Here is a 26,068-nt window from a genome sequence, read left to right on the forward strand (position 1 = left end):
GTTTTCGGGGAGGGCTTCGCCCTCCCCGAACCCCCCCCTTTTACGATTCTTTATCTGAAGGACTATAGCATACCAGTTGCCCCGGCAATTGCCCTCAGTCTGCCGGATGATGCGCTATGGTTCGGACGGCTTAGGATGTTCTTGAAGCGTATGCAACCGCCACAAGGGCCAAGCCCCAGACCAACGTGATCACCTGAATGCCTGCTGGGGTGCCCCAGAGTACGATTTGTAGACCAATCCATAAGACCAGCACGATCCCCTGGGTTAGGGCAGCACGCCACGCCCAGGCTCTATGTTGCCAAGTAGCATAAGCAATACCAAGTGGAATCACCCCCATCACGACGACCAGGAAGAGGCCCGGGAGGACAAAGGTACGCAATGGCAGATACTCCAACATGGCTAAGGAGAGACCCATAGCCGCGCCGCTGGGGTCGGCGAGCAGCATGGCACCACCAGCGAGGCCGTTCAGTCCAAGCAGGATGAGCAAGACGCGCAGCACAGAACGCCAGATTGTTGGGTTCATGTCACACCTTATACCAGTTACGATTGTAGATTGTAGATTGCAGATTGCCGAACACGGCGTTCCAATGGGCGTTAGCGTTCTTGAACATGCCGCATGCCTAATGACATTCAAGCGCATTGAGACGCCATGTCCGGCTTTCAGCTATCGGCTATCGGATTTGATATTACAACCCAGTGCCCGCTTCAACCAACTGCTTCCAATGCTCAACAAAACGGGTCGCTGGGGCACCATCAACAATGTCGTGATCAAAGCTCACGGTGACGCTGAGGTATTCACGGATGGCGATCTGCCCGGCAACGACGCCCGGCTTGGTGGCGATGCCGCCCAGGGTGAATTGGAGGGTGTGGTTTGGTACGGGTAAGCCCCAGAAGCCGCCGTTGCCAAACATGCCCAGGCTCGAAAGTGCTACGGTGCCGAAGTAGTGTTTGATCAAGTGGGGGTTGCTGAAGAGTACAGCGTAGAAGATCCGGCGCACCACGCCGGGTAAGCGCACAAACCGGCGCAAAAATTGAGCCTCGTGGCTCTGCTCGGCGGATCCCTGGAAGTTGCGTAGCTCGTGGTGGAGCATAGCGACACTTTTGGTATTGACTGCCCGCAGAATGGCGGGGCGGATGCTGCGTCGCCCCGCTACCTCGACTTCGACGAGGGTGTTGACGTCTACTTCGTCAAAGATGATCAACTGGTTGCGCCAGTTGCGGTAGGCATGCATAGCCCGATGTGCGTTGAGCGCCTGGCCGAGGCAGGCCAAGATAAAGGCGGTAAACGAGAGCGCCGCCCCGGTCTGGGCCTGGTGGTTGCGTAACCGCTGACGTGCCTCGGTCACATCCACTTCGAGCAGGCCGTGAACAGTGTGTTTACGACGGCCCATGCGCCCACCATCAACCATAGGTAGGCGCATGCGCGGGTACGGAATTTGTTGGTGAGGGGCGGATTTGAAGGCAATCATCGTATTGAGACCTCTCTAAAATAGCTCAGAATTCGCGCCACCGCCCGGCCCACGCCATCGTCGCTACGCACACGCGCCCCCAGGGCTGCCGCACGTTCGCGCAAGCCCTGATCACCCACAGCCTGGTTGAGCGCGGCGGTGAGCGTGGTCGCATTTAGGCGCGCTTGGGGAATGGGCTTCGGCCCCACCCCCAGCGCTCTGATGCGCTCGCCCCAGAAGGGCTGATCAAAGTTGAAGGGGATGATCACGCTGGGCACCCCGGCGCGTACCCCCTCGGCGGTTGTGCCCGCACCCCCATGGTGTACCACCGCCGCCATGCGTGGAAAGAGCCAACTGTGCGGTACATCAGCAACCACACAGACGCTTGCGGGTACATGTGTGGGGCGTAATCCACCCCAGCCGGTGAGCATGACGCCGCGTTGGCCGCTGCGGGTCAATGCTTCCAGCGCCAGGGCGGCCAGGGCGGCGGGCCGTTGGCCCCCCATACTGCCGAAGCCAATGTAGATGGGCGGCGGGCCGTTGGCAAGGAAGGCCGCTAGTTCAGGGGGCGGTTGCCAAGTTGCTGGGGGCTGGGGCAGCCAAGCGCCCGTCACATGAATACCCGCAGGCCAATCAGCGGGGCGCGGGATGACATGGGGACTATAGGCACCCAGTAGCGGACGCGCACTCAGGCTGCGATAGAAGCCCGCCGCGTTGCTCGGCGGCAAGCCATGCTGCTGACGAAACGCGTTGATGAAGGGGCGATACCACTGCCAGAGCACCTGAAGCATCAGTACGCCGGTGAGCCGGTTGGCAACCGTGCCGAAGCTGCGTTGCAACGGCCAACCGGGGGCCGGGAACGCCCCCGTGGGCAAGAGAGGCGTCGGCTCAACCAGGATCAAGGGAATCTGACGCAGGCTTGCGAGCGTCTCCGCCAAGGGCGCAAAGACCGCAAGGCTGATCAGGAGATCAGTCTCGCCGCAGGCCGCCAGTGCATCAGCAGCCATCTGCTGCGCCACCGGCGCAAGCAACGCACGCATCGCCGCAATCGTCTGGAGCGGATGGCTAGCGCCACGCTCCATCAACGCCCGTCCGGTTGGACTCGCCATAATCTGTTGGACATCGCCCCGCAGCGGGTAGGCTTCCAACCCATGGGCTTGCACAAACGCCACAAAATCACGCGGTACAGCCAAACGCACGGCAACCCCCGCCGTGTGCAGGCCAAGCCCCAACTGGACACAAGGCTGAATATCGCCACGTGAGCCTGCCGCAAAGATGGTTGTACGCATGCTGGCAACTTCCTAGCACTATCCTGTGCAGCAGGTATGGTAACACTTTTTGTTAGGGATGGTTCATGAGTAGGAATGGCGCACTCGCTTGTTATAATGGTCAGCAATGAGGTACGATGCCCCCATCCCTTGAGTGCTTCCAGAACATGCACCCCTAGTTTCTCTCTTCCTAATTTTCTCTCTTCTGCAAGGTAACGCCTATGCGCTGGTTCAATGTAGCTGGCCCTTGTCGGCCTGAGATTCACTATATGCTGCCGCCACTGGCTCGCTTGCCCGAGCTGGATCGCTTAATTGCCCAACAGTCCTACTTTGTGCTGCACGCCCCGCGCCAGACCGGCAAGACAACTGCGATGCTGGCGTTGGCTCAGGCGTTGACGGCGAGCGGCCACTGGACGGCGATTATGCTCTCGGTTGAGGTGGGTGCCCCGTTTTCCGCCAGCCTAGAGCAGGCTGAAGCAGCGATTCTGGATGCTTGGCGTAGTACTATTCAACACCGCTTGCCGCCAGAGTTGCAACCACCACCCTGGCCCTCATCCTCCGCAGGTCATCAGATCAGGGCCGCCCTGCGAACCTGGGCGCAACATTCCCCACGCCCGCTGGTGATCTTGATTGATGAGATTGACTCGTTGCAGGATGCGACGCTGATCACCGTCTTACGCCAACTGCGCACAGGCTACCCCGACCGGCCCACCGGCTTTCCCCACGCCCTAGCCCTGATCGGCATGCGCGATGTGCGCGACTACAAGGTGGCATCGGGCGGCAGCACCCGCCTGGGCACCGCCAGCCCCTTTAACATCAAGACCCGTTCGTTGACGCTGGGCAATTTCACTGCCGAGGATGTTGCCCAACTCTACGAGCAGCATACCAGCGCGACGGGCCAGGTCTTTGAACCCGCAGCAAGCGCCCTAGCCTTCACGCTCACCCAAGGCCAGCCCTGGTTGGTCAATGCGCTGGCGAAAGTTGCGGTGGAAGAGCTCGCCCCCGACCCCGCAACACCCATCACGCCAGCCTTGATCACTGCGGCCAAAGATGTCCTAATCGAGCGCCAAGATACCCATTTGGACAGCCTAGCCGAGCGCTTGCGCGAGCCACGGGTGCGGGCGGTGGTGGAGCCGATACTGGCTGGTTCAATCTTGGGCAATCTGCCCCCCGATGATCTACGCTTTGTGCAAGACCTTGGGCTGATCAGGGTTGATCGGCAGCACGGCTTGCTGATTGCCAATCCGATCTACCACGAAGTCATCCCACGCGTCTTGGCAGGCACGACATTTGCCTCACTGCCCTACAGCGCCCCGACCTGGCTCACTGAAACGGGGGAACTCGATCCCCAGCGGCTGCTGGAGGCCTTCTTGTCCTTTTGGCGGCAGCATGGTGAACTGCTGTTGGGCAGCGCACCCTATGCCGAAATTGCCCCCCACCTCGTCCTCATGGCCTTCCTGCACCGGGTTGCCAATGGCGGCGGCAGTATCGAACGGGAATACGCGATCGGGCGTAGACGCATGGCTCTCTGCCTGCGCTACGGGAAGCTGTGCTTAGGCATGGAACTCAAGGTCTGGCGCGAAGGCCGCCCCGACCCGCTGGCCGAGGGTCTGGCCCAACTGGATGGCTACCTGGCCGGGTTGGGGCTCGCCACCGGCTGGCTCGTGATCTTCGACCAGCGCCCGGGGCTGCCGCCAATCGCCGAGCGCACCAGCGCCACCAGCGCCACCACGCCGGGCGGGCGGACGGTGACACTGGTGCGGGGGTGACGCGAGGACGCGAGAGGCGAGAACGAGAGGACGAGAGGACGCGAGAGGCGAGAACGAGAGGACGAGAGGACGAGAGAGGCGAGGACGAGAGGACGAGAGAGGCGAGGACGCGAGAGGCGAGGACGAGAGGACGCGAGAGGCGAGAACGAGAGGACGAGAAGCTCTCGCGTCCTCGCAACAGGCTCAACCACCGAGCCAGCGTCGCGGTGGCGCGGCAGTGCGGTGGCTGAGCCTGTCGAAGCCACCGCGAGGTCGCCTGCCAACCCAAGGCTCCTTCGCGCTAAGAAATGGTTTCAGAAACGGCCTTTCAGCTTTACCGTCGTAGTGCCGACGTTAGTCGGCATCCAATGGCAACCTACGACCTCAGCCGACTAATGTCGGCACTACCTACGGCACAAACAGGAACGTTTCACCGCCGCACGAGTGGCAGGTAGACCCGCTGCTCTGTTGAGTCGTGTGTAGCAGTTGGGGACGGCCCAGGGGTACTCGATGGCCCAGGGGTACTCGATGGCCCAGGGGTACTCGATGGCCCAGGGGTACTCGATGGCCCTGGCGTACTCGATGGCCCTGGCGTACTCGACGGCCCTGGCGTACTCGACGGCCCTGGCGTACTCGACGGCCCTGGCGTACTCGATGGCCCTGGCGTACTCGATGGGCGAGGGGTAACTGTTGCTGTGTGGGTTGCCGAGGGACTCGCTGTAGGTGTGGGGGTTGGCGGTGGGGCCAAGGGGTCGCTGGCAATCCGTTCGACGGCCCCAATGTCGCAGGCCGCACCCACGGGCCGCGCTTGGCCGCGCTGGTCGGTGGCCGGGCAGGTGTTGCCCGCTGCATTGAGCGCCGGGCTATCCTCGTAGGGCGGATGGGTCAACGTTGCTCCACCATAGTCACCAAGTGGGGCGAGGCGCGGATCCAGGGGCGCTTGGCGCGTGCCGCCTTGATCGCCGGTGGCGTCAAAGCCACATGTCTCGTCACCAATCACGTTGTAGCCGCCAGAACTGAGGTTGCCCGGTCGGGTGGCGACATCACTAGGGAACGCACATTCACGGTTACCGTTAGCAGCAATAATGTTGCCCGTTGCGGTAACACTGGCGCCAGACCAGTAGATGCCCCCGCCAAAGCGGGCGTTGTTGTTGGTCAGGGTATTGAAGGCGAAGCGCAATGCATGTGGCGTGGTACTCGAGATTTGAACTGCTGCACCAAAGTCGGCCTGATTGCCACTAAAGGTGACCTGCTCGATGACGCTCTGGGAGGTTGCATTATTCGTGAGGAAAGAGAGACCACCACCACCACCACCACTCGTATTATTGACCAGCGCACTACGCTCAATCCGCAGGTACGCCAATGGATTGGATGAGAAGGTGGAGAAGTAGACCCCACCGCCACGCTCCTCAGCCGTATTGTCGCGCATAACGCTGTCTACAAGCTCCAATGAACCAAGGGGATCATAATCAAAGAAGCGAAATGAGAGACGACTGCCCACGCCGCCGCCATTGACGCCCGCACGGTTGTTGTGGATCAGGCTCCGTTCGATCCGCATCTGTCCATCGTTGTGAAGACCGCCCCCGGTTCCTTCGGCGCGATTGTTTTCCACCACCACATCAATCAGGGTCACATTGCCAAACTGGTTTGAGAGCGCACCACCATTCTCTGGCGTGGCCCCATTCCGCAGCGTCAGATTGCGGAGCGTCACACTTGTTTCACGGGTGACGCGGATGATCTGATCGATCGCCCCACCATCAATGATCGTCTGCCCTGGCCCGGCCCCTTCAATCGTGAGGGTGTCGTTAATCACCAGTGGCCCGGCCCCGCTCAGGCTGAGTTGGTAGACCCCGGCGTCCAGTTCGAGGATGTTGGCTCCTGGCAGTTCATTGGTCAAGGCGACCGCCTCGCGCAGGGCACAATCTTCAACCGTGCAGGTACTGTTATCATCGCTGGTCTTGGTGACAATTGAACCTGCCGTGCTAAAAGTGGGCGACAGGTCGAGGAAGATGTTGTTGGTACACTTGACGCGCAAGTTGGCGGCGAGCAGAGCGCGGTTGGGCAAGGTCACGTTGGCACTGCCGCTATTGGGCGTGCTGGCGAGCAGGGTGGTGTAGCTGGCCCCCGCATCCTCGGTCAGATCGATCTGGACATTGGCGCAACTAATCGGTGCCAGGTCGGTGTTAGCAACATCCCACTGCAGCGGGATCTGGGCGCCTTGGGCGAAGCGTTCGCCACCGGCAATACTCGTGATCTGGAACGGGCCAGCAGCGGCCACGACCGCCAGGGTCGTCGTATCGAAGGCGAAGGCCCCCGCACCGGGGCGGTTATCGCGGGCGGTGAAGCGAAAGGTGAGCGTGCGATTCGTCGTTGGCAGCACCTCACCCACCGAATCCTCACGGGTCACAATATTGAGATAGCGCGGGAAGAGCCGGTTCGGGCTGGCGCTCGGCGGAGAGGAACGAAACAACGGACGTGCCCCGTCATCGCTCAGCGGCGGCGAGGCTGGCCCTAGGTCGTACTGTTCCCAGGTGAAAGTAAGCGGGTCGCCATCAGGATCACTGGCCGTGCCAAGCAGCTCGAAGGGCGTGCGCGCCGGGATCGTATAGCTGGGGCCAGCATTGACCACGGGCGGGCTGTTGCCGGTGGGTATGCTGGTGCCGCCACAAGGTAACACCGAAGGCTGCACCAAGAAGCTCTGCATTTGCAACAAACTATACAGATGAAAATAGAGATCAGCTTGATCCTGCACGTTCTCAGGTGCACAAACACCAGGATAGGCCATAATGGTGGAGCCGCTCCCAGGTTCATAGGCTGAATCGTCGGCTCGATTCGGCCCAAAAACACCAAACTCTTGACCACAAATCCCGCTTGAACTGTTGAATGTATGGCTTGCACCAAACTGATGCCCGATCTCATGAGCAAATATTTTCAATAGATTGGCTGTTGTTGGTTGGCTCAAACCGCTGTTGGCGATAGCCTTTTGATGCTGTGGGCCACTGCAATGAAGGCCGAAGCCAACTCCGCCGCTCTCGGTGGTAAGCAGATGACCAATGTCGAAATTGGCTGGCCCAATCCGATTCAGCGTCTCTGTATTGTTGAGTGTGCCTAATAGAAGCCGATCATCGCCATCAGGATCATTGGGGTAGGGATCGGTCTCCGGATCAAGAAAGAAGAGTTGGTCGGTATTGGCGACGAGCGTAAAGCGCACCGCCATGTCACGCTCGAAGATCGCATTGGTCGCATTGACGAGCGCGACCACTTCGGCCATGACACTCGCGGTCGTTCCGCCGTGGAACTGGGCATACTCGCCGGTGGTAGCAATCGCCAAGCGAAAGTCGCGGCGCATGCTGCCATTACTGCCACTCTGGGCGCTGGTCATGGCTGGTGCGTGATCGTGATCGAGATCAGGTTTAGGGAGAAATTCGATCTGCGGTAGATCACTGGACGCAAAGGCGATATGCAGAGTGCGATCCGACACCCCATACGGCGTAACATAGCTGCTCGTCGTCGGCCCAATGATAATGGCGTGGTAGCCTTGCTGCGTACGGGCGAGGCGGGCGATCACGCTGGGCGCATCCTGTTGCTGCCCGAGGTAGGTGCGGATCTGGGGGTAGCGCGCCGCGAGGCCCGGTTCCATAATTGGACTATGCACGAAGGCAAAGGCGGCCATACTGCCATCGGGCAGAGGCAGATCGAGCAGCACCGCCTGCTGCCATGCCTGCGGACTCTGCTCATCGGGCGCGGCAGCCAAGGCCGCATCAAGCTCTGCCTCCACCGCCTGGATCGTTAGGTAGTGGCGGGGCTGCTCACGCGGTGCCTCCAGCGCCGGGTGGAGCATATCGCTGTTGGGCCACTGCCAGAACGATGAGTCAATCGGCGCGGGCGCCGCAGTAAGCGGCGTGGGCGGTGCGTGCCGCGACAAACCAAGCGCGAGCATGGTGAACGTGGCCACAACAAGGCCATAGAGCAGCAGACGAGGAAGCATGTGGGTTCCTTTACTATACAAGCACACCCGAAAGAAATCCGCCTATTAGTAAGTAGCCAAAAGCCCCCTTTTGCGCTTGTGCAAAAGGGGCTTTTTGGATGACAATGTTGTCATCTAGGGCGCGGCGGGTGCATGTGGGGGCCAAGTGCCCTTTGGTGCATGTCAATTGGTATAATGATTGGGCTTAGTAGGGTAACGTGGCTACAAACCCTCCATGGGGAGTTCATATGGCCTATAGCAATTTTACCTTCGCCGATCTGACCCAACGCTTCCAACTTAGCATTGAAGAGCAGCATGATCTCTTCTCAGATACGCCGAGTGTTCCGATCAGTGCCTGGCTGCACGAAACGCTCCAAGAAACGCTGGCGCTGGCGCTGGCGATTAACACCGAGAAGGTGCGTTCCGAGTTGCTGATTGCGCCGATTCTGGTTGAATTACGCAAACAGACCGGGCGAACAACTAGTCTTTTCTCAGGGGTTGATTTTTCGGTTGATCAGAGCCAAGGTCTCAATGGAATTTGTGACTATATTATTGCTCAATCACCGCAGCAATTTTTTATTAGCGCACCGATCCTTATGATCTTTGAAGCTAAGAATGAGAATATCAAAGGCGGGTTTCCTCAGTGTATTGCCGCAATGGTTGCTGCACAACGTTTTAATGAACGTGAACAATATCAAATCCCAATGATATATGGCGTTGTCACCACAGGGACAAACTGGCGTTTTTTGCAGCTCGAAACGCATATCGTGCGCATTGATAATCGTGAATACTATATTGATAATATCGAAAAGATTATGGGTATTTTGACCTCTATCACCGGGGTACCAAAGTAATACCAAAGCCGATAGCCGATAGCCGATAGCCGGACATGGCGTCTCAATGCGCTTGAATGTTATTAGGCATGCGGACTGTTCAATGGTAATTGGTATAATTGGTATAAACACTCATGAACCAAAACATCCTCTGCCCGGCCTGCCACCAACTCAATGCGCCGCAGACGCGCTATTGTCGGATGTGCAGCCATGATCTGATCCTCAACAACTTGGGGCCGCGCTACTTCCTCACCCGTCTGATCAAGCTCAGGGGGCAGGGTGCAATCTTCGAGGGGCGCGATGAGGCTGGGCGGGTCTATCTGATCAAGGAGTTGCTTGATCGCTTTCATAATGCCAATGAACGCGCTGAGGCGTTGGCACGCTTTCAGGCCGAGGCGGACATGCTGCGCCGCTTGAATCATCCCCAGATTCCGCGCTTCCATGCTGCGTTTGATGATCAGGGCCGTTACTATCTGGTGATGGATTTCATCAAGGGTGAGGCTCTCGCCGAGCTTGTGGCGCGCGAGGGGCCACTGCCTGAGGCGCAGGTGCTCGCGTGGGCCACACAGTTGTGCGCTGTCCTCGCGTATCTGCACGACCAAGGGCTGATCTATGGCGCTATGCGGCCTGCGAATGTGCTGCTTGAAGCGGCGAGTGATCGGCTGAACTTGATTGATTTTAGCCTTGCGACGGTGTTGCAGCCCAATGTGCGTAGTTCGCAGCGTGGCACGCCGGGCTATGCAGCGCCGGAACAGCATCAGGGCTTGGCGACGCAGCAGTCCGATATCTACGCCCTGGGCGCAACGCTGCACCACCTGCTCAGCGGACGCCCACCTGAGACGGCGTCCTTTTCCTTTGCGCCGTTACGCACCCTTGTGCCGACAGTTTCCCCACAGACCGAGGCGCTAGTGGCGCGGGCGCTGGAGCTACAGCAGGCTCAGCGCTTCCAGAGTAGCGCCGAGTTGCGGGCCGCCTTGGTAGCCGCGCAAGCCACACGAGCACAAACTGATCCAGTGCCCGCGCCCGTCGCAGCCTCTCAACCCATACCAACACCCGCGCCCGTCGCACCACCGCAACTCCCACCCGCGCCCACCCCCATGCCCAAGGGGGTGGTGTGGACGCTGACGATTAGCTTGTTCTTACTCTTCGCGCTCTTCCTTCATGTCCTATCCGATGCTCTTCTAGACCCCATTCCCCGACCGCCTGCCCGACCGACGGCTACGCCAGCGCCGACCTTCACCCCTGATGCGCGCCCCAGTGAGCTGCGAACCATCGTGTACACCTTGGAAATCTCATTCGATGCTGATCACGAACTCAGTTGGCCCCAAATTCGTGGGCGTTTTGTGGCTCTGTTTTGGACTACGGTACGCTCAGACTATGCCTGCTGTGCTCCGAGTATCCCCGAGACCCCCACGTTTTTGCAAGAGCCAGAACTGATTGACGGGCCTGAGGCTCAGCGCGTCTACCGTGCAACTGTTAGTACGCTCGTACTGCTACGCGGCGAAGACATCCCCAACCCAGACGAAATGCCGGTGAGTGCGCCACTAGGTGCAAACATCATGGGTGACTGGCTGCCTGAACTGGTGCATGTGCCTGCTGGCCCCTTCCTGATGGGCGGAAGCACTGATGATAGTGTCTCATTGGGCATTATTAACCTTAACGAGCCCCAACATACCCTGATCCTGCCCGACTATTGGATTGGCAAGACTTCCGTCACCAACGCGCAATTTCGCCTCTTTGTTGAAGGTGATGGCTACCAGAACCAGAGCTACTGGACAGCAGAGGGGTGGGCTTGGCGCGAGCAAGCAATGATCCACGAGCCAGCCTCTTGGCATGACGAGCGCCTCAACCGCGACGAGCAGCCGGTGGTTGGGGTGAGTTGGTATGAGGCGGTGGCCTATGTGCGCTGGCTGAGTGCAACAACTGGCCACACCTTTCGCCTACCCACAGAGCCCGAATGGGAAAAGGCGGCGCGCGGCCCCGATGGCCAGATCTACCCGTGGGGCAATCATTGGGATGCCAACCGCCTGAATCATGCGAACAATAATCACAACCACATCGGAACAACGTCGGTGTGGCACTTTCCTGGTGGTGCCAGCCCCTATGGCGCACTTGACATGCTTGGGAATGCGATCGAATGGTGTACGAGCAAATGGCACCAGCCTTACCCTTATGTACTTGTGCCTGAATGGACAGAGGAATATCTTGCGGGTGAGCAGCATCGGGTTGTACGCGGCGGCTCTTGGGGCCATCCCCAAGTGGTGATCTACGCAGCGAGCCGTTTTTCGGACAAGCCGAGCGAGCGAAGCAGAATCAATGGCTTGCGGGTTGTGAGTGATAGCAATTATCCTTGAGGGTACGCGAGGAAACGAGATAACCACCTATGAATCAAAACATCCTCTGCCCGGCCTGCCACCAACTCAATGCGCCGCAGACGCGCTTCTGTCGCTTGTGCAGCCATGATCTGATTCTCAACAACTTGGGGCCGCGCTACTTTCTCACCCGTCTGATCAAGCTCAGGGAGCAGGGCGCAATCTTCGAGGGGCGCGATGAGGCTGGGCGGGTCTATCTGATCAAGGAGTTGCTTGATCGCTTTCGTAATGCCAATGAACGCGCTGCGGCCTTGGCGCGCTTTCAGGCCGAAGTGGACATGCTGCGCCGCTTGAACCATCCCCAGATTCCGCGCTTCCATGCTTCGTTTGATGATCAGGGCCGCTACTATCTGGTGCTGGATTTCATCAAGGGTGAGGCTCTCGCCGAGCTTGTGGCGCGCGAGGGGCCACTGCCTGAGGCCCAAGTACTCGCGTGGGCTACACAGTTGTGCGCTGTCCTCGCGTATCTGCACGACCAAGAGCTGATCTACGGCGCTATGCAGCCTACGAATGTACTGCTGGAAGCGGCTACCGGCAACCTCAAGCTGATTGATTTTAGTCATGCTACCGTTTTTCAGCCGAATGTGCGGGTTTCGCAGCGCGGGACGCGGGGCTATATGCCGCCTGAACAGTATCGCGGCTTGACGACCAAGCAGTCCGATATCTACGCCCTGGGCGCAACCCTGCACCACCTGCTCAGCGGACGCCCGCCCGATCCGGCGTCCTTTGCTTTTGCCCCATTACGCACGCTTGTGCCGACAATCGCCCCGCAGAGCGAGGCGCTGGTGGCGCGGGCGCTGGAGCTGCAACAGGCTCAGCGCTTCCAGAGTATTGGGGAGCTGCGGGCTGCCTTGGTAGCTGCACAAGCCGCACGGGCGCAACCGGCACCGCCGCCCGCGCCCGTCGCATCAGCGCAACCGACACCAGCGCCTGCGCCCGTCGCACCACTGCCTGCGCCCATCTCACGACCGCCACCCGCACCACCGCCCCTGCATACCCCACCCTCCACAAAGACCTTCTATGTTACCGTTCGGGTAGTGTCGTTGCTTGCTGTCTGCATGTTCGCCTTCTTGATCGCCTTCCCTGAACGGTTCTTTACCTACAACCCCCCGTCGCCCCCGCTGCCACGAACCGCCACCCCGCTGCCGGGACCTGATACGCGCCCAATCGTCATGCACACCATCTCGTATGATCTCATACTCTCGGTTGATCCAACGTTACTCCCCTATGAAACCCTTCACGAGCGTTTTGAACTGGCTTTTGCGGCAAGAGTACGCGTAGACTATGCTTGTTGTGATCCACCTATGTTTGTTCAGCCCGTTTTTACGCAAGGCCCAATCGTGTTCAGTGCCGCTGATGAGATCACCCTCTACATCGCTACCCTCGAAGCCACAGTGCCGTTGCGCGGCGAGAACATTCCAACACCTCCGTAGTTTCGCCTTTCTTTGTAGGAACGTTCCTCCAATCTGCAATCTGCAATCTACAATCTGCAATCTACAATCTGCAATCTACAATCTGCAATCTACAATCTACAATCTGCAATCTACAATCTGAAATGGTATGAACCAAGCCATCCTTTGCCCAGCGTGCTACCAGTCCAATCCGCCCCAGACGCGCTTCTGTCGCTTGTGCAGCCATGATCTGATTCTCAATAACTTGGGGCCGCGCTACTTCCTCACCCGTCTGATCAAAGTCGGGAGCCTGGGTGCGATCTTCGAGGGGCGCGATGAGGCTGGGCAGGTCTATCTGATCAAGGAGTTGCTTGATCGCTTTAACAATCCCAATGAACGCGCTGAGGCGTTGGCACGCTTCCAGGCCGAGGCGGACATGGTGCGCCGCTTGAACCATCCCCAGATTCCGCGCTTCTATGCTGCGTTCGTTGACCAGGGCCGCCACTATGCGGTGATGGAATTCATCAATGGGGCGACGCTCGCCGAGCTTGTGGCGCGCGAGGGGCCACTGCCCGAGGCGCAGGTGCTCGCGTGGGCTACACAGTTGTGTACTGTACTCGAGTATCTGCACGACCAAGAGTTGATCTACGGTAATATGCAGCCTGCGAATGTGCTGCTTGAAGCGGTTAGCAGTAGACTCAAGCTGATTGATTTTAGCCTTGCGACGGTGTTTCAGCCGAATGTGCGTAGTTCGCAGCGTGGCACGCCGGGCTATGCAGCGCCGGAACAGCATCAGGGCTTGGCGACGCAGCAGTCCGATATCTACGCCCTGGGCGCAACGCTGCACTACCTGCTTAGCGGACGCACGCCCGATCCGGAGTCCTTTGCTTTTGCGCCGTTACGCACGCTCGTGCCGACGATCGCCCCGCAGACCGATGCGCTGGTGGCGCGGGCGCTGGAGGTGCAACAGGCCGATCGCTTCCAAAGTATTACCGAGCTGCGGACTGCCTTGGTAGCCGCACAAGCCGCACGAGTGCAAGCCGATTCAGCGCCCGCGCCCGTCGCAGCCCCTCAACCCATACCAACACCCGCGCCCGTCGCACCACCGCAACCCGCACCAGCGCCCACATCCCTCCCCAAGGGGGTGGAGCACATGCTGATGGCTGGCTTGATCTTTTTCATCGTATTCTTCTTTCATGCACTCTCCGAAGCGCTTCCATTCTCCCCGCCCTCACACTTTTTTCAACGGACGGCTACCCCGCCAGCGCCAACCTCCACCCCTGATCCGCGCCCCAGCGAGCTGCGAACCATCGTTTACACCTTGGAAATCTCGTTGGATGCTGATCACGAACTCAGTTGGTTCCAAATTCGTGGTCGTTTTGTGGCTCTGTTTTGGACTACGGTACGCTCAGACTATGCCTGCTGTGCTCCGAGTATGCCCGGAACCCCCACGTTTTTGCAAGAGCCAGAACAAATTGATGGGCCTGAGGATCAGAGTGTCTACCGTGCGACCCTTGGTACGCTCGTGCTGCTGCGCGGCGAAGATATCCCCAACCCAGACGAAGTGCCTGTGAATACGCCAAGTGCAAACATCATGGATGACTGACTACTTTACCGTCTTGAGGCATCCAGGGCATGCTGAAGCCTCAGTCCTATTTCCTATTTCCTATTTCCTATTTCCTATTTCCTATTTCCTATTTCCTATTTCCTGTATCCTATCTCCTTCCCTTAGGTTGCATGTGTTGCATTGGAAAGGCTGTTCTCATGGCGCTCCATCGTTCGTCCCGTTCGCGCCCATTGGTGGTGGTATTACGTCTTTTCTTGATCGTTACCCTGCTGGCGCCGCACCTGTTGCTCACCTTGAGTATAGCCAATGCAGCAACCCATCCCGCCTCGGTACAGGCCGAATTGGCGGGTTTGCGCCAGGCATCTGACGAAGATACCGAAACATACTTGCAACGGGTCGCAATGGCCCAGCCGGAGCTGTTCCAACAAGCGGCGATGGCAGCCTTGCAAGATGCCCTCAATGGGGCGTTGCCGCAGCAACCGGGCGAGCAGGCCATCGAGTACCAGATCGCGTTTTACATTGACCAGGCCATCCAAGCGGCGATGCAGCCTAGCACAACATGGGCGCCGCCCGCGCATTCGCCCTTTTCCAGCGATAGTACGCTTGGAGCAGACGGCAGCGCACAACGAGCCGTGGGCCACCGAGGAGCAACCTGATGCCCTGATGGACGAGCCGTGGATCACCGAGGAGCAACCTGATGCCCTGATGGACGAGCCGTGGATCACCGAGGAGCAGCTTGATGCCCTGATAAACGAGGCGTGGATCACCGAGGAGCAGATCGCCCAAGGGGCATTTGAGGGGCAAACGGCAGCGCACGACGAGGAGCAGATCCTCGTGCCCAATGCCGTGGCTATACCTCAAAGCTCGTGGCAGGCCGATTTGCCACTGAGTGCGACTGCACCGGCTACAGCCGTGTTTGCTAACGTCATCAACTACACGGTGCTCATTACCAATGCCGGGCCAGCCAACGCCAACAATGTGCGCGTGGTGCAGAACCTGCCCGCCAACGGGCTATTTGAAGGTTCGATAGCAGGTTGCTCGGTAGAACATAAGACCTTGACCTGCAACATAGGCACGCTCAATGCCAATGCGACACGCACCCTGAACCTCCCTGTGCGGATGAAGGGCCATGATGTTGTCACCAGTACGCTCACGGTGGAAGATACTGGCTTGACGGATGATACCAACAAGCAGAACAACACGGCCCGTGTGGCGACAACGGTCTCGTCTCCGAACCGAGCAACATACACCTTTCACAATGTTGTCATTGCTGCGAACAGCTTTATCACGGAGACCAACCGGGTCACGGCTGAGGGCGCAGTCTTTTTAGCCATGAAGGGCGATTCTGACCCGCCCGATTTTTTCATCAAGCTTGGGCCAAACGACGCGATTTTTTGGGACTGGGTTATAGGTGCTACGACCACTATCACGGCTGAGGGCTCCACTGTGGGGCATATCACGGCTGATACTGATTTGTTTAAGGGTAACTTTACGATCGCGAGCGATGACGATGCACCGGTCATCACTCCAGTTATCAGCCCTTCTGTTGAAATTCTTTATGAAACGTTTGGCGCATTTAATGTCGTTAATGACACCCGGGAACTGACCAACGTCGAGTTGGAGAACGGAACCGCAACCGTCTCGGCTACGGTCAAGCTGAACCAGCCGGGTATTACGAACACCAACCAACTGGTACAAGGCACGATCAAACCTGGCCCGATTGCCGAAGGTATCATTAAGAAATTCCGCATCGCTATTGGGCCAGTAGAGATAACCGCGAATAATAGCAGGATCAAAAACGATAGCATTGTCGTTGAAAGTGCGGAAATACGCCTTCCCAACAGCTTAGGTGGGTTAACAGGTATCATCTCCAAGATCATAATCACGAAGGATAGCATTAACTTTGGAGGTGCCGGGGTTAAAATACCCTTCCCTGATATTACTATCTACAGTAGTGTTACGCCTGCCGCTGACTCTGCCGCTGGCTCTGCTGCGTCCCAACGCAGAATTAACATCCAAAGCATCATTGTCAAGGATGTTTCTATCTCCAGAGACGGGCTGCGCATCGGTGGCGTTGGCGGTAAATTGCGTATCCGCGACATTAAGTTTGGAAATGCCCTGACCCTGTCCAATTTGGCTGCTACCCTCAAGGTATCGGGGCGTGGCGGTGTCTCGTTCCATGAGTTTGGTTTGGAAGGGGATTTGCGGATCAATTTGGATGCCGTGAGCAAACCGATCACCTTTACGGCCACAATAGACCGATCAGGTAATCTCACAGGCACCATCGAAAAGATCGAATTGACCATCGCGCAGACCAAATTGGAGCTGAACGATGTCACGCTGAGCAGCAATGGGCTTGAGTCGGACAGGGCTAAACTGACCTTGCCCCCCATTCTGGGGAAGGTTGAGGTTAACGTCTCCAAGGTGGTCATCAACAGCCAGGGCATCTCCTTTGGCGATGCGAACGTCAAACTTCCCGTCAAGTTCACGCTTGGTGACCCTGATGGTAGAACCAATCTAACGGTTGATGGGCATCTGGGATTGGGCGTGACCGAAGATAAAAAGCTGATCTTCCGTGCCGAAGGCAAAGTCACGCTGAAAGTTGCCAACCAAACCATAGAGACCAAGGGCAAGCTTGCTTGGGATCGCAGTGATGGCGTGCGAGGGGAGCTGGAAGAGTTTGCCTTAACCATTGCCGGTCTGAAATTGGCGGTGAAGCAGGCCCGCATTGAAAACTCGGTGTGGAAGGCTCAATCGGCCACATTAGAAATTCCCAAAGCGTGGGGCGGTCTTTCGGCCACCATTTACCATGTGGAAGCAGGTAATGGGCGGTTTAGTATCGGCGGAGGCGAGTTTCAGTTACCCGAAATTAGCGTGGGTGATGTGAAGCTGAGCTTGAAAGGTAAGCTGAAACAGGAAGGCAGAGGGTATGTCATTGCTGCCGGCGGCTCGTTGAAGCTGCCCAACCTTGGTGGTGCGGGCTGTAGTGGGCTGGGCGTTGACGTGGAGATCTATGCTGGGCCAAGTGGTCAGATCGTGATGCAGATTGAGCCACGCGATGAGACCATGACCACCTCGGCGGTGCAACTGCGCGAAATCGCGGTTAGCGCCCGTTGTACCATCCCCGTGGGCAAAAGCGGTTTCAACCTGACCGAAGTGAGCGGTCGGATTAGCCTGCAGAACAATACGACGAAGATTGAACTGCGGGCCAAAATGGAGAGCATCGTAACCGTAGGATCGCTGAATGCGCTTACGGCTGACGGCAATCTGGGCATCGAATTTGCGCGTAACCCCAGTAAGTTCGAGATCAACATTGGCGCAGCCATGAAGGTGTTCTCTATGTTCCAGGCGGCTGAGGCGCGAGCCACGATGCGCTTTACCTCAGGCGCGGATGTGCCCTTCATCTTCAGGGCGGAGATGAACATCAATGCGCTGATTATGCGAGGCAATGCACACCTGACCGCGTGGACAGATAAGGGCGATTTTAATCTGGTTGGCCGTATCCATGGCCAGATTGGGGCGGATCGCGGTGCCTTGCTCTCACATTGTGTTCGTATGCCCCATGTTGTGGGTTGGAGCCGGAGAGATCCGCGGATCGAGATGCGCCAAACCTGCCTCAATATCCCGCCTGACAGGTGGTATATCGCAGCCAATATGGAGTTTGGTAAATTCAGGAGCGGCGATAATACCAATGAATGGGGGCTAAAAGCCGAAATTGAGGTCGCGGGCAAACGCTTTGGCGTCTATGTGAACCCAGAGGGCTCGCTCTCGGTGACCAATGTCAATCGGTTCCAGCTCATCGATGCACCTACCCTGCGTCGCGCCGATCTGTTGCACCAACAACTCAACAACGGCGTGCTCATGCGGGCTGCCCTCAGCGAAGAAGAGCTGCTGTTGGCCGATACGCTCCACTTTGCCTCTACTGGTGAGGTCTACATTGATATTGTGGACTTGCAAGAAGCGAGCGATTTGACCCTCTTGCTCTTGCGTAGTCCCTTGGATGCTGATGTCCAAGTGACCCTCGTCCGCCCCGATGGGTACGAAATCACCCCAGCCAACTTGCCGAGCAATGCTACATGGACGGAGAGCAGACTGTTCCCCAACGATACGGGCGAGGTTGTGATCGATCCGGCTACCCAGATTGACCTCTCCATCAAAGATGCGGAGCACGGGCCTTGGCGTGCTAAGCTCAGCCGACAGCCTAATTTCGAGTTTTTGGTGGATATCATCGGTCTGAGCCGTGGCCCTGCCGTCAGTGATTTGTTCATCGCTGAGCATGACTTTGACGCAGAGACCATGACCCTAGAGTGGGTGCAAACGGAGGGGTTGACCAGCACGGTGACGATTTACGCCACCCAAAACCCGATTACGACGACGGCCAGCTTTACCAGAACCGATCAGGTTCAGGGTGCGAATGGCCTGATGAGCACTGAAGTCATCACCGAAGACTTGGGCGTTGTGACCAACTTTGACGGGATTCCAATAGCGGTCTTTGAGAATGTGGCCTGTCTGAACGATCCCAAGTGCAGCCCTCCGCCAGCTTCCCGTCAATTGCAGCCAGCAGCCACAACTGATGCGGTGCATGTTCGCCAGGAAGTGAATGTGCGTAGCCTGCGCTCAGGCGTGTATCGGCTCTGGATAGAGGTGGATGATGGCACAGGCCATCCTTCGCGCACCTATTTCCCCGGTACCGCTACGGTTGGTCGCTTCGCTGATCCCGATGCGCCCGACACATGGACCTCGAATGTCAAAGCTGAGCCCACCTTTGGTACGTTGAACCTCAGTTGGGACGCCCATCCCAACCCTGATGTGTATTGGTATGAGGTGGAACTGAATAGCAGGAGCATGGGTAGTGAAGATATCTACCGCATCGCGGTAGGTGATGCGCTGGCGGAAACGATAGAGGGCTTGCCCGCTAACCAGAAATATAGCGTCAAGATCTGGACGTATGACACCGCTTCCAGCATCCACCAGGTCTCGGAAGTGATCACGGTGACCATCCCACCTGCACCCTATACGTTCACCGCCGCCCCTGAAGCGATTTCGGTCATCGCTGGAGAAGCGGTCACGACCTCGCTGACCCTTACCTCAGATGTGCATCCCTACCCCGAAAAGGTTGTCCTGTTCATTGATGAGGAGCCGTTCAATATTGACATTGATCTGGCTACGAATGTCGTTAGCCCCACGCTGAATGGGACTCCGATAGCTGTGACGATTGAGGTAGACCGCGCTGTGCCCAGTGGAACCTACACAGCCACCTTAGCGGCTGTCTCCTCTAGTGGTGAAGAGATGCTGCACCTGCCTATCCACGTTCAACAGGGGCAAGTCCAACTCAGCAGTAGCCAACCCAGCCTTACGCTCAACGCCAACGGATCGGTCAGTGTTCAACTGAGCACGAGCTACGACGTGGGCAGTGGGGAACAGGGATACCTCGAATTGATTGACTTCCCGGATGGGCTCGCTTGGGACTTCAGCACCTCGTTGGTTGAGCCTGGTGAGCCGGTCACACTGACCTTGAGCGATACGCAGTTCCTAGAACACGGCTCGCATCTACTCAGCATTTGGGTTGATGATTGGTACAGCGAGTCGATCCTGGAACTACCGCTCATCGTTGACAAGTCGGGCATTGCCCTCACGGGCGAGCGTACGAACCGGACGGCCCTGCAAGGGCAAACGGTGACCTATACCACCTTCTTGCAAACGACCGCTTGGCCGCATGAGGTGGTGATCGCATTCGATCCTGACTCGCTGATCGGGCGCTTCACTGCTGAGGTGACCAGCGCTCCGCTCAGTATGAATGTGCAAGCTATCTCTGTCGCAGGGCCAGCCATGGTTACCGCCGTGGTTACGATCCAAGAGGATACCCCCGTTGGGGTCTATGAGTTGATCCTGCAAGGCACGAGCAATGGGGTGACAACCACGCTGCCCCTCTATTTGACCGTGTTTGATGATGCGACGTATGGGGATGTGAATATCACCCGTACCCCCATCGAATACGCGATCGCAGGCATGCCCTACAGCTATACGCTGACGGTGCAAAACGCAGGGCCAAGCGCATCCACCAACGTGTCGCTCACCGAACAGGTTGAAGCGCAATACCTGACCCTGGTAGATGGTGATGGCTGTACATACGATGCGGGCAATGGTCTCCTCACCTGTTCGTTGGGCACTATTGATCCGCTCCAGGAGGTTGCCCGCACCATAACATGGGAACTGGCTGAAGATACGCCCGACTGGTACGACCTGACCCACGTCGCTCGCGTGGGGGCCAGCAACGAAGTCTCGACCTACGACAACACGGCTTTTGCTGAAGCCTTTACCGAACGGTTGTCTGATCTGAGCATTGATCTCGTATCCAGCCCGGTCATAGCAGGACTACCCTTCAGCTACACGGTCACCATTGTGAACAATGGCCCTTCGTATGACGAAAACGCCGTGGTGGAACTCTACCTGCCGTGGTGGGAAGCATGGATCGAAGTTGCCCCCGAGGAGTGTGACTACGACAACGATGGCCTGCTGATCTGTGAATTGGGCGAGATGGCGCCTGGTGACCAATTCAGCTTTGATTTGGATGCCTATGTGGACGAGAGTACGTCTGGCATGCTCTCGACCCTTATTCTGGCCTATGGGGAATCGATTGATTGGGATTTTGAGAACAACTACCTGTTCCTCGATGCGCCTGTGACCAGTGTCTCCGAGCTTGCGTTGGAGATCATCCCCGACCGCACTGAGGTTGACGAAGGGGAGACGGTTGTGTACACCATCCTGCTCACCAACAATGGGCCATCGTTAGCCGACACTATTGAGATGACCATTGAGTATCCCGATCTCGCGGATATTGTGGATATCCAGGTCAACGATATGATCTATCGTGGGCAAAATCTGTCCCTCTGGGCCAATGAGACGCTGACGGTCACGGTGGCCATGCGCTTCATGGATGATGATGGTGGTATCCCGTTTGAGGTAGCGGTGTCTGCTAAGGCTGATAATGCACCTAAAGTAAAAGAGGAGAACACGTCTGTTCGCGTAGCCAATACTCCCCCGGTCATCACCATCCCAGACGTGATTGAGATCGAGGAAGGTAGCTACGGCATTCTGACCGCCAATGTGGTAGATGCTGGCGGCAGATTCGACCCGTTGACCATCACCTGGGACTTGAACAACAACGGCCAGTTCACCGATGGCTATGGGGCAACCGCGCTCTTCGATGCCTTCGATCTCTCTGGCCCCACCACTCGCACCGTGCGTGTCCGGGCCGAAGATGACGACGGCGGCGTAACAGAGCGGCAAGTCACCATCCAGATCACCAACGTCGCACCGATGGTCTTTGCTGGCTTATTCCAGCGTCTGCCTTACGACGCCACCTTCACGCTCAATCCCGCCTTCTTTGACCAAGGGCCCAGTGATACCCACACCGCCCGTGTGGAATGGGGTGATGGCACGATCTCCAACATCAACCTCCCTGCCGGAGCAGACGAGTTTACCGTTCAGCACACATACAACCAAGTCGGCAACTTCGAGGCCAATGTATGTGTGAAGGATAACAGCGGAGCCGAGGGATGTGAGCGGGTGAAGTTGTACGCCGCTTGTCAGGAGCATGGCTTGCGTGTGGATGCTCGACGACAAGGGAACAACGTCGTGCTGCACTTGCACAACGCCTCAGGCACTGTGACCATTCCTGCCGGCCTGCCCCTGACGTTGTACAATCACGACACCAAGCTACACACCCTAACGCTTGAGGAAAGCTTGGCCATTGGTCAAAGGCAAACGCTCACCTACGCATGGCCCAACGGCTTCCCCGCAGGCTTCTGGCTGGGGGTCGCCGTAGACGAGGACGCTGCGGGGAACAAAACCACACCACTCTGCTCAGGCTTGGTACGCACAAGCAGCGTGCCCGCTTTCACCGTCTACCTACCACTCGTTGCTCAGTCAGCCAGAGCTACCGGCCCCGCCCATAGCAACACGGTCTATCTGCCCTTGATTGCTCGGTAGGGCGTGTTACCATATCACACGACTCCGAGGAGCGCGAGCCAAAGGCTCGCGCTCCTTCTCCAATCTCCAATCGGAAATAGTATGAACCAAGCCATCCTTTGCCCGGCGTGCTATCAGTCCAATGCGCCCCAGACGCGCTATTGTCGCTTGTGCAGCCATGATCTGATCCTTACTAACGTAGGGCAGCGTTACTTCCTCACCCGTCTGATCAAGGTCGGGCGCCTGGGTGCGATCTTCGAGGGGCACGATGAGTCTGGGCGGGTCTACCTGATCAAGGAGTTGCTTGATCGCTTTAGCAATCCCAATGAACGCGCCGAGGCGTTGGCTCACTTTCAGTCCGAGGCGGAGATCTTGGGCCGCTTGAACCATCCCCAGATTCCGCGCTTCTATGCTACATTTGTGAATCAGGGTCGCCACTATTCGGTGCTTGATTTCATCAATGGGGCGACGCTTGCCGAGCTTGTGGCGCGCGAGGGGCCGCTGCCCGAGGCGCAGGTACTCGCGTGGGCCACGCAGTTATGCACTGTGCTAGAGTATCTACACGACCAAGAGCTGATCTACGGCGATATGCAGCCTGCGAATGTACTGCTTGAAGAGGCTACCGGCAACCTCAAGCTGATTGATTTTAGTCATGCTACCGTTTTTCAGCCGAATATGCGGGTTTCGCAGCGCGGGACGCGGGGCTATATGCCGCCTGAACAGTATCGCGGCTTGACGACCAAGCAGTCCGATATCTACGCCCTGGGCGCAACGCTACACCACCTGCTCAGCGGACGCACACCCGATCCGGCGTCCTTTTCCTTTGCGCCGTTACGCGCCCTCGTGCCGACGATCACCCCGCAAAGCGAGGCGCTGGTGGCGCGAGCGCTGGATGTGCAGCAGGCCAATCGCTTCCAAAGTATTGCCGAGCTGCGGACTGCGCTGGTGGCTGCACAAGCCGCACGAGCACAAGCCGATCTCATGCCCACGCCCGTCGCAGCAGTACAACCCGCACCACTGCATGCGCCCCAACCAGAGCCCGAGTCCGGTCCCCCACCTGTGGCCATGTTCTTCATGAGCCTTCAGTTGCTAATATTTTGCGCATTCGTCCTCATGGCCTTTTTCTCTGTAGTAACCGATGCATGTACCTATGCCCTTGAGCCTCCCCCTCCTACTCTGGTTGCAACGATCAACCCGCAAACGCTCCCAGTCGTATCGCGCAGCATCTCGTATACCTTAGAAGTCTCGTTTGATGATCGGATGAATTTAACTGATCGTCAATTTAAGGAACGTTTTAACTACTATTTCATCAAGAATTTAGCAGAAGAATATGCCTGTTGCTCTCCAATGCTTACCAGTGGAATTGTATTTACAGAAGACCCAGAAATCATTGGAACATTTGGCAACATCAGCTTCTACCGTGCTACTATGGAAGCAACGGTACGCTTGCGTGGTGAGAATATTCCGTAATGATGATTGCTATGCAGTACATCCTACTTGTCACTCATCACTCGTCACTCATCACTCGTAACTGGTATCACCCCCTATTCCAGAGAGCATCCCATGCCCCCCTCTACTGCCGCTTTTGCCCTGCGCCTTGTGGCTGCGCTGCACGCTTGGCATGATCCCGTCCACGGCCCGGCGTTGGCCTATTTCGCAGGTGATCTGCGGCGCCACGGTGGCGATGAGGTGCGCCTGCGTGCTGCGCTGGTGCGTGATCATCTGCTGCAACAGGGCTTTGGCTATCCGCCTGAAGCCTTGGAATTGGAGGCAGCCGACCGCGCCGATCTGCTGCTCTATGCTCCTGGGCCTGAGCGCCGCCCGGTGGCGATTATCGAGACTAAACGCTCCGGTTTTGGCGATCTGTTGACGACGCGCCAGGCAAAGGGTGAGACGCCGCCGGAGCAGTTGGCGCGCTATGTGCAGTTGCGCGGTCTCTATTTGGGTGCGTTGACCAATGGGGTGCAGTGGTATTTTTTTGATCTTGCTACTAGTCTGCAACCCTGTGCGGCGCTCAATCTACTCGATCTGGCCCTGCTGCTCGATGGGGTTACCAATGAAGCTGATGCGGCTGCCGCCCTCGCCCAACGCCCGGAACTGGCCAATGCCCTAGTAGTTGCCCAGGCGCTGCTCGCTGCCGAGAAGTGGCAGGCGGTGGCCCACTATCAGCAGGAGTTGGCTGATAGCGCACTACCGTGGCATGAAATACATCAAGGAGACCCTACACATGCTTCCAGAAAACCCAGAGCCGAGTTTATTACGGCGTATCATTACCCGCGTTACAGGTATTGGCCGTATTCATCCGGTGGAAATCGAGCAGGATGCGGCGTGATTTGGCGAAGGTATTGGTTACGGTAAACCGAGTTGTACCTTGATCACCCGTTCCACCGCTTGAAGATCGGCTTTGGAAATCCGCCCCATTTTGTTCGTTAGGCGCTTTTTACTCACCGTGGTGAGTTGATCCGCCATGGCTTTATGTTGCACATGCTCGACCGTGACGTATGCCTCACTGGGGAAGAGGCGTTCGACATTACTCGTGAGGGGAACCACTTGGACGCGATTCAGCAGCCGGTTCGCGATATCGTTACTGACAATCACGGCCGGACGCTCTTTATGGATTTCGCCACCAACGGATGGGTCAAAATTGACCCACCAGACCTCACCGCGTTTCATGCGCGCTGTCTCCAATCAGTCCTTCGCTCCATGCCAACGCCTCGCCTTCCCGCGCCTCATCCGCAGCCATCGCCGCGTATCCCGCCTCAAGCTCGGTGGTCGTCACATGGGGCCGGACTAAATCTTCAATAAACCGGCTAATCTTGCGGCGCCCGATCACTGTATGGAGGCCCTCGTAGACGGCCTCATTCAACGTAATGGTGAGTTTCCGCTGCATATGTCCCTCCGTCCTTGTTTCTCTATACGTGTAGTATACGTATTATATCTAGTGCAAGCCGATGATGCAAGCTGGATCGTCGTACCTGCTCAGCATGGGCGCTTCGGGTTGCTGGCCGCCCAGCGCCGCCTGGGTGCAGGCATGAGTTGTCATGCGGCGGCGGCGGCATCGTTAGCCGGTGTGGCACGGCGCTGGTAGCCGCGTTTGGGTGCGGGACGTAGGCGCATCGCCTCATCCCAACGGTTGCTCTTCAACCACGCACGTACTACTGCGACCGCTTCAGCCCCGTCAGCATCCCAGATCATCCCAGCCAACGTGAGTCGTGCACTGACAATCTGCTTGCAACTGCTCTCAATCGTCCCGCTCCCCACCTGTAGGCCACGAGCGCGATAGTTGGCATAGGCCATCTTCCCTTGATGGTTGGTCATGTAGGTGATGGCATCGGTGACGCCCTCTCCCTTGGCACGATGCAACTCCAGGGCAGTGATGACCTCATGCACCCGACCATCCCAGAGGGCGTCCAGTCGTTGGCGCACCCACGGTACACGCAGATCACTCTGCTCACCAAAAATGGCCGCCGCCGCGGACCACACGTAGGAACTCGCATGATACC

General features: G+C 57.7%; 16 protein-coding genes. 9 read left to right on the forward strand and 7 right to left on the reverse strand.

The window, feature by feature from the left end; genetic code table 11:
- Nucleotides 1-130: 130 nt before the first annotated feature.
- The 3 genes from CJ255_RS09155 to CJ255_RS09165 form a co-directional block, all read right to left on the reverse strand.
- Complete coding sequence (locus tag CJ255_RS09155) at nt 131-523, reverse strand: hypothetical protein (protein WP_097643801.1); 393 nt, start codon at nt 521-523, stop codon at nt 131-133.
- Between the two features lie 163 nt (nt 524-686).
- Nucleotides 687-1,391 carry a 2-oxo acid dehydrogenase subunit E2 gene (locus CJ255_RS09160; protein ID WP_165774634.1) on the reverse strand — a complete coding sequence of 235 codons (705 nt, stop codon included), beginning with the start codon at nt 1,389-1,391 and terminating at the stop codon, nt 687-689.
- A gap of 74 nt (nt 1,392-1,465) precedes the next feature.
- Entirely contained in the window at nt 1,466-2,737 is a 1,272-nt protein-coding gene (locus CJ255_RS09165; RefSeq protein ID WP_097643803.1) for a glycosyltransferase, read from the reverse strand.
- Between the two features lie 200 nt (nt 2,738-2,937).
- Between CJ255_RS09165 and CJ255_RS09170 the strand changes: the two genes are divergently transcribed.
- Nucleotides 2,938-4,485, forward strand: a complete 1,548-nt coding sequence (locus CJ255_RS09170; RefSeq protein ID WP_097643804.1) for an ATP-binding protein — start codon at nt 2,938-2,940, stop codon at nt 4,483-4,485.
- Nucleotides 4,486-4,894: 409 nt separating this feature from the next.
- Here the strand turns inward: CJ255_RS09170 and CJ255_RS09175 are convergent, their stop codons facing one another.
- Nucleotides 4,895-8,452 carry a reprolysin-like metallopeptidase gene (locus CJ255_RS09175; protein WP_097643805.1) on the reverse strand — a complete coding sequence of 1,186 codons (3,558 nt, stop codon included), beginning with the start codon at nt 8,450-8,452 and terminating at the stop codon, nt 4,895-4,897.
- Nucleotides 8,453-8,679: 227 nt separating this feature from the next.
- Between CJ255_RS09175 and CJ255_RS09180 the strand changes: the two genes are divergently transcribed.
- The 8 genes from CJ255_RS09180 to CJ255_RS09210 all read left to right on the forward strand — a co-directional run bounded on the left by CJ255_RS09180 (nt 8,680) and on the right by CJ255_RS09210 (nt 24,923).
- Nucleotides 8,680-9,285, forward strand: coding sequence for a hypothetical protein (locus CJ255_RS09180; RefSeq protein ID WP_097643806.1), 606 nt, complete (start codon nt 8,680-8,682; stop codon nt 9,283-9,285).
- A 113-nt stretch (nt 9,286-9,398) separates the two neighbouring features.
- Nucleotides 9,399-11,618: a bifunctional serine/threonine-protein kinase/formylglycine-generating enzyme family protein gene (locus CJ255_RS09185; protein WP_097643807.1), complete on the forward strand. Its 2,220-nt coding sequence runs from the start codon at nt 9,399-9,401 to the stop codon at nt 11,616-11,618.
- Nucleotides 11,619-11,647: 29 nt separating this feature from the next.
- A complete protein-coding gene (locus tag CJ255_RS09190) occupies nt 11,648-13,069 on the forward strand; it encodes a serine/threonine protein kinase (RefSeq protein WP_097643808.1) in 1,422 nt (473 codons plus the stop codon).
- 127 nt (nt 13,070-13,196) lie between these two features.
- Entirely contained in the window at nt 13,197-14,633 is a 1,437-nt protein-coding gene (locus CJ255_RS09195; protein ID WP_097643809.1) for a serine/threonine protein kinase, read from the forward strand.
- A 158-nt stretch (nt 14,634-14,791) separates the two neighbouring features.
- Nucleotides 14,792-15,250, forward strand: coding sequence for a hypothetical protein (locus CJ255_RS23485; protein ID WP_165774635.1), 459 nt, complete (start codon nt 14,792-14,794; stop codon nt 15,248-15,250).
- Entirely contained in the window at nt 15,198-22,586 is a 7,389-nt protein-coding gene (locus CJ255_RS09200; RefSeq protein WP_165774636.1) for a PKD domain-containing protein, read from the forward strand. The genes CJ255_RS23485 and CJ255_RS09200 overlap by 53 nt, the downstream gene beginning before the upstream one ends.
- 81 nt (nt 22,587-22,667) lie before the next feature.
- Nucleotides 22,668-24,035, forward strand: a complete 1,368-nt coding sequence (locus tag CJ255_RS09205) for a serine/threonine protein kinase (protein ID WP_097643811.1) — start codon at nt 22,668-22,670, stop codon at nt 24,033-24,035.
- Between the two features lie 93 nt (nt 24,036-24,128).
- Nucleotides 24,129-24,923 (forward strand): hypothetical protein, encoded by a 795-nt coding sequence (locus CJ255_RS09210; protein ID WP_097643812.1) that lies wholly within the window; start codon nt 24,129-24,131, stop codon nt 24,921-24,923.
- Here the strand turns inward: CJ255_RS09210 and CJ255_RS09215 are convergent.
- The 3 genes from CJ255_RS09215 to CJ255_RS09225 all read right to left on the reverse strand — a co-directional run bounded on the left by CJ255_RS09215 (nt 24,915) and on the right by CJ255_RS09225 (nt 26,048).
- Nucleotides 24,915-25,238, reverse strand: coding sequence for a type II toxin-antitoxin system PemK/MazF family toxin (locus CJ255_RS09215; protein WP_097643813.1), 324 nt, complete (start codon nt 25,236-25,238; stop codon nt 24,915-24,917). The two genes, CJ255_RS09210 and CJ255_RS09215, sit on opposite strands and share 9 nt — an antisense overlap.
- On the reverse strand, nt 25,225-25,455 hold the full coding sequence (locus CJ255_RS09220; RefSeq protein ID WP_097643814.1) for a DUF8778 family protein: 231 nt from the start codon (nt 25,453-25,455) through the stop codon (nt 25,225-25,227). The genes CJ255_RS09215 and CJ255_RS09220 overlap by 14 nt, the downstream gene beginning before the upstream one ends.
- Nucleotides 25,456-25,604: 149 nt before the next feature.
- Nucleotides 25,605-26,048, reverse strand: a complete 444-nt coding sequence (locus CJ255_RS09225; RefSeq protein WP_124681877.1) for a hypothetical protein — start codon at nt 26,046-26,048, stop codon at nt 25,605-25,607.
- Nucleotides 26,049-26,068: the final 20 nt, after the last annotated feature.

The sequence above is a fragment of the Candidatus Viridilinea mediisalina genome (assembly GCF_002532535.1).
Taxonomy (GTDB): Bacteria; Chloroflexota; Chloroflexia; order Chloroflexales; family Chloroflexaceae; genus Viridilinea; species Viridilinea mediisalina.

What these genes read in the sequence shown, in the direction of transcription:
- CJ255_RS09155 (WP_097643801.1), bottom strand. Translation starts at nt 523, where the DNA reads ATGAACCCAACAATCTGGCGTTCTGTGCTGCGCGTCTTGCTCATCCTG.
- CJ255_RS09160 (WP_165774634.1), bottom strand. Translation starts at nt 1,391, where the DNA reads ATGGGCCGTCGTAAACACACTGTTCACGGCCTGCTCGAAGTGGATGTG.
- CJ255_RS09165 (WP_097643803.1), bottom strand. Translation starts at nt 2,737, where the DNA reads ATGCGTACAACCATCTTTGCGGCAGGCTCACGTGGCGATATTCAGCCT.
- CJ255_RS09170 (WP_097643804.1), top strand. Translation starts at nt 2,938, where the DNA reads ATGCGCTGGTTCAATGTAGCTGGCCCTTGTCGGCCTGAGATTCACTAT.
- CJ255_RS09175 (WP_097643805.1), bottom strand. Translation starts at nt 8,452, where the DNA reads ATGCTTCCTCGTCTGCTGCTCTATGGCCTTGTTGTGGCCACGTTCACC.
- CJ255_RS09180 (WP_097643806.1), top strand. Translation starts at nt 8,680, where the DNA reads ATGGCCTATAGCAATTTTACCTTCGCCGATCTGACCCAACGCTTCCAA.
- CJ255_RS09185 (WP_097643807.1), top strand. Translation starts at nt 9,399, where the DNA reads ATGAACCAAAACATCCTCTGCCCGGCCTGCCACCAACTCAATGCGCCG.
- CJ255_RS09190 (WP_097643808.1), top strand. Translation starts at nt 11,648, where the DNA reads ATGAATCAAAACATCCTCTGCCCGGCCTGCCACCAACTCAATGCGCCG.
- CJ255_RS09195 (WP_097643809.1), top strand. Translation starts at nt 13,197, where the DNA reads ATGAACCAAGCCATCCTTTGCCCAGCGTGCTACCAGTCCAATCCGCCC.
- CJ255_RS23485 (WP_165774635.1), top strand. Translation starts at nt 14,792, where the DNA reads ATGGCGCTCCATCGTTCGTCCCGTTCGCGCCCATTGGTGGTGGTATTA.
- CJ255_RS09205 (WP_097643811.1), top strand. Translation starts at nt 22,668, where the DNA reads ATGAACCAAGCCATCCTTTGCCCGGCGTGCTATCAGTCCAATGCGCCC.
- CJ255_RS09210 (WP_097643812.1), top strand. Translation starts at nt 24,129, where the DNA reads ATGCCCCCCTCTACTGCCGCTTTTGCCCTGCGCCTTGTGGCTGCGCTG.
- CJ255_RS09215 (WP_097643813.1), bottom strand. Translation starts at nt 25,238, where the DNA reads ATGAAACGCGGTGAGGTCTGGTGGGTCAATTTTGACCCATCCGTTGGT.
- CJ255_RS09220 (WP_097643814.1), bottom strand. Translation starts at nt 25,455, where the DNA reads ATGCAGCGGAAACTCACCATTACGTTGAATGAGGCCGTCTACGAGGGC.